The organism is Pseudomonas sp. B6002 (assembly GCF_013385985.1).
Classification (GTDB): domain Bacteria; phylum Pseudomonadota; class Gammaproteobacteria; order Pseudomonadales; family Pseudomonadaceae; genus Aquipseudomonas.
Window position 1 is genome coordinate 68,012 of sequence record NZ_JACAOY010000015.1, and the last position, 4,021, is coordinate 72,032.

General features: G+C 60.9%; 5 protein-coding genes and 1 riboswitch. Of the genes, 4 read left to right on the plus strand and 1 reads right to left on the minus strand.

The features are described from left to right. The first annotated feature begins 120 nt into the window (after positions 1–120). Positions 121–324, plus strand: a riboswitch (cobalamin riboswitch). Between the two features lie 95 nt (positions 325–419). The 4 genes from HX792_RS20385 to cobM all read left to right on the plus strand — a co-directional run bounded on the left by HX792_RS20385 (position 420) and on the right by cobM (position 2,530). After that, positions 420–608 carry a CbtB-domain containing protein gene (locus tag HX792_RS20385; protein ID WP_176997787.1) on the plus strand — a complete coding sequence of 63 codons (189 nt, stop codon included), beginning with the start codon at positions 420–422 and terminating at the stop codon, positions 606–608. Between the two features lie 11 nt (positions 609–619). Continuing rightward, on the plus strand, positions 620–1,324 hold the full coding sequence (locus HX792_RS20390) for a CbtA family protein (RefSeq protein WP_176997788.1): 705 nt from the start codon (positions 620–622) through the stop codon (positions 1,322–1,324). Beyond that, positions 1,321–1,713 carry a cobalamin biosynthesis protein gene (locus HX792_RS20395; RefSeq protein ID WP_176997789.1) on the plus strand — a complete coding sequence of 131 codons (393 nt, stop codon included), beginning with the start codon at positions 1,321–1,323 and terminating at the stop codon, positions 1,711–1,713. The genes HX792_RS20390 and HX792_RS20395 overlap by 4 nt, the downstream gene beginning before the upstream one ends. A gap of 70 nt (positions 1,714–1,783) precedes the next feature. Further along, positions 1,784–2,530, plus strand: a complete 747-nt coding sequence (gene cobM, locus HX792_RS20400; RefSeq protein ID WP_176997790.1) for a precorrin-4 C(11)-methyltransferase — start codon at positions 1,784–1,786, stop codon at positions 2,528–2,530. A 235-nt stretch (positions 2,531–2,765) separates the two neighbouring features. On the opposite strand, the gene nfuA is transcribed toward cobM, so the two are convergent. Continuing rightward, positions 2,766–3,350, minus strand: a complete 585-nt coding sequence (gene nfuA, locus HX792_RS20405; RefSeq protein ID WP_003190728.1) for a Fe-S biogenesis protein NfuA — start codon at positions 3,348–3,350, stop codon at positions 2,766–2,768. Between the last annotated feature and the right edge of the window lie 671 nt (positions 3,351–4,021).

A 4,021-nucleotide genomic window follows, 5' to 3' on the forward strand; every position in this document is an offset into this window, starting at 1 on the left:
CTTACTTTTGCGCTCTATCAAATAGTGAGCCGCCGTAAGGGCGGAACCATAAGTAGCCATCCCCCCAATAACGGATATGCCCCCAGATCCAATTTGACTCCCCCCAACCCCCCATGCTCTCCTACACATCTTGTTTCGGGTGCCCTGCAAAGGGTGAAACGGGAAACCGGTACGCCATGCCCCTATGGCTAGTCCGGTGCTGCCCCCGCAACGGTAAGCGAGCGAAGCGTCAGATCCACTGTGCACACGCATGGGAAGGCGACACTTTCAAAGGCGAACAGCCCCTCGCAAGCCCGGAGACCGGCCCGAAAAAATCAGATAACAAACCCGCGGTGGGCGGGCGCTGTTCGAACCCCGCGTGCCCGGCTCGCGGGGTTTTCATGCGCTCGTGTCACCCTGAAACCCTGAAGGGACGCGCCATGTCGATCATCAGCAGCACCTCGCACGCCACAGGCAACACCACCACCCTCAGCCAACGCCTGACCGCCGCCATCGGTGCGTCGATCCTCGGCGCGTGCCTGGTGTATTTCGCCGGCTTCTCGCATATCGAGGCGGTGCACAACGCAGCCCACGATACCCGCCACAGCGCCGCGTTCCCGTGCCACTGAGACCTGCCGACATGATCAAGCGTATTGCGCAAACCGCAGGATTTACTGGCCTGCTGGCCGCCCTGCTGTTGACCCTGCTGCAAAGCTTCTGGGTCGCCCCGTTGATTCTGCAGGCGGAAACCTTCGAAAACGCCCCGGCCGCCACCGAAGTGGCCCACGAACACGCCGAAGGCGCCGCCGCCCACAGCCATGACGCCGAAGCCTGGGAGCCGGAAGATGGCTGGCAGCGTGTGCTGTCGACCACCGGCGGCAACCTGGTCGTAGCAGTCGGTTTCGCCCTGATGCTGGCCGGTCTCTACACCCTGCGTGCGCCAACCCGCACCGCGCAAGGGCTGCTCTGGGGCCTGGCCGGTTACGCCACCTTCGTGCTGGCGCCGACCATGGGCCTGCCACCTGAGCTCCCGGGCACTGCAGCTGCCGATCTGGCGCAACGGCAGATCTGGTGGATCGGCACCGCCGCCTCCACCGCCGCCGGCATCGCGCTGTTGGTGTTTGGCCGTAACTGGCTGTTGAAAGTGCTGGGTGCCGCTATTTTGGCCGTGCCTCACGTTATCGGCGCACCGCAACCGGAAGTGCACTCGATGCTGGCACCCGAAGCCCTGGAAGCACAGTTCAAGATCGCCTCGCAGCTAACCAACGTCGCCTTCTGGCTGGCATTGGGCCTGATCAGTGCCTGGCTGTTCCGTCGCAACCGTGACGATCACTACGCCGCATGATCCTGGCGGTCGGCCTGGGCTGCCAACGGGGCTGTGAGGCTCATGCCCTGTTGGATCTGTTCGACAACGCCCTCGCGGAGGGGGGCGTTGATCGCAGCAGTATCACCGCACTGGCCAGTATCGATCTGAAAAAGGATGAGCCGGGAATACTGGCGATAGCCCAGGCGCTGGATCTTCCGCTGCACTGTTTCAACGCAGAGCAACTGGCAGTTTATGCCGAGCGTTTGAGTCACACGTCGGAAGTCGCCTTTGCCCATACCGGCTGTTACGGCGTCGCCGAAAGCGCCGCCCTGGCCTTGGCAGAACTCCTTTCGGGCGCCCCTGCCCGACTGCTGATCACCCGCAAAAAAGCCGCCCAGGCCACCTTTGCATTGGCGTGCGCCGGCTAAAATCCCGATAATCGCCGCTCCCGATCATGAGCCATTTTCATGCTCGCCCGTTTTTCGACAGGAATTCCCCATGACCGTCTACTTCATCGGCGCAGGCCCCGGCGACCCGGAATTGATCACCGTCAAAGGCCAACGGCTGATTCGCAGCTGCCCGGTGATCATCTATGCCGGCTCGCTGGTGCCCGCAGCGGTGCTGGAAGGCCATCAGGCAGAAACCGTGGTGAACAGCGCCGAATTGCACCTGGAACAGATCATCGACCTGATCAAGGCAGCCCATGTCAAAGGCCAGGACGTGGCGCGGGTGCATTCCGGCGACCCGAGCCTATACGGGGCGATTGGCGAGCAGATCCGCCATTTGCGCGAGCTGGGCATACCTTTCCAGATCATCCCGGGCGTTACCGCAGTGGCCGCCTGTGCGGCGTTGCTGGAAACCGAGTTGACCCTTCCGGACATCGCCCAGAGCGTGATTCTGACCCGCTATGCGGATAAGACCAGCATGCCGGCCGGCGAGGATTTCGACAGCCTGGCGCAGCATGGCACGACCATGGCGATTCACCTTGGGGTAAACCACCTGGACAAGATTGTCGCCGAGCTGCTGCCACACTATGGCGCCGACTGCCCGATTGCCGTGGTGCATCGGGCGACATGGCCGGATCAGGATTGGGCGGTCGGCACTTTGGCAGACATAGCCGAGAAGGTGGCCGCCAAGGGCTTTCGGCGTACGGCGCTGATTGTGGTGGGCCGGGTGCTGGCCAGTGACAGCTTCAGCGAGTCCTCGCTGTACCGCGCAGGTCATGCTCACCTCTACCGCCCCTGATCAAATCCTGAGAGCTATGCAAAACCCTGTGGGAGCCGGGCTTGCCCGCGATGGCGGCATGTCAGATAAACATTTGTCTGCTGAAGTAACGCTATCGCAGCGATGCGGCGACCCGACAAGCCAGCTCCCACAGTTGATTTGTTTTGTTAGATAGATAGTGCAAGTCATTGAATTTAAGGCATAAAAAAACGGCGCTCACGGGGCGCCGTTTTTTTGTTCGCAGCGAACGCCTTACTCAGTAGTAGGCGTTTTCTTTCTGCGTGTGGTCGGTCACGTCGCGCACGCCCTTGAGCTCTGGAATGCGCTCGAGCAAGGTGCGCTCGATGCCTTCACGCAAGGTCACGTCCGCCTGGCCGCAGCCCTGGCAGCCGCCGCCGAACTTCAACACCGCGATACCATCATCGACCACGTCGATCAGGCTGACCTGACCGCCGTGGCTGGCGAGCCCCGGGTTGATCTCGGTTTGCAGGTAGTAGTTGATGCGCTCGTTGACCGGGCTGTCGGCGTTGACGTTCGGCACCTTGGCGTTCGGTGCCTTGATGGTCAATTGGCCGCCCATGCGATCGGTGGCGTAGTCGACCACGGCATCGTCAAGGAAGGCTTCGCTGAAGGCATCGATATACGCGGTGAAGCTTTTCAGCCCCAGGGCGGTGTCTTCAGGCTTCTCTTCACCCGGCTTGCAGTAGGCAATGCAGGTCTCGGCGTACTGGGTGCCGGGCTGGGTGATAAAGACGCGGATGCCGATACCCGGGGTGTTCTGCTTGGACAGCAGGTCAGCCAGGTAATCGTGGGCGGCGTCGGTAATGGTTATGGCAGTCATGGAAACTCCTCACAGGCTTGCCGGCAGTTTACGCCAAAATATTACGCAGGTACAAAGTCCTAGTGTTTTTGTCGGGATAGGTTTTTTTGGGATGGTGTGCATATCCGTTATTTGGGTGATGGCGGATATTGGTTCCGCCCTTACGGCGGCTCACTTTTGATAGAGCCCAAAAGTAAGCAAAAGGCTCTTGCCCCAACACTCGGCACCTCGCCTAGGCTCGGTGTGCCCGTAATCCGACAGTGATTTGGGGGGCCGCCGCCACGCGCCATCCATGGCGCGGGGCGGCTAAACCGGCATCCCTGCCGGTTTACCCCCCAAATCCCTGCCGAATTCCGGCCAGCGTGTTTGACGGGGCGCTTAAGATCAAAATCAAAAGCAAAAGCACAGCGGCCTGACAGCCGGCTTGAGTGGTGTGGAGCAAAGGCAAAGGCAAACGCAGTCCACTGTAGGAGCCGGCTTGCCGGCGATGGTCGTCAACGATGACGCAAAAAAACCAGACAGAATCCGGCGCCCCACTGTGGGAGCTGGCTTGCCTGCGATGGCATCGATTGGGTGTGCCTGATGTACCGAGGTGTTTGCATCGCAGGCAAGCCAGCTCCCACAGTTGACCCGGGCCGACAGTTAGATACCGGTCGGCTACTAGGCCGCCGTGCTTTTGATTTTGATCTTAG

Coding starts and splice junctions, on each gene's coding strand:
- cobM (WP_176997790.1), top strand. CDS start 1,784: ATGACCGTCTACTTCATCGGCGCAGGCCCCGGCGACCCGGAATTGATC.
- HX792_RS20385 (WP_176997787.1), top strand. CDS start 420: ATGTCGATCATCAGCAGCACCTCGCACGCCACAGGCAACACCACCACC.
- HX792_RS20390 (WP_176997788.1), top strand. CDS start 620: ATGATCAAGCGTATTGCGCAAACCGCAGGATTTACTGGCCTGCTGGCC.
- nfuA (WP_003190728.1), bottom strand. CDS start 3,350: ATGACTGCCATAACCATTACCGACGCCGCCCACGATTACCTGGCTGAC.
- HX792_RS20395 (WP_176997789.1), top strand. CDS start 1,321: ATGATCCTGGCGGTCGGCCTGGGCTGCCAACGGGGCTGTGAGGCTCAT.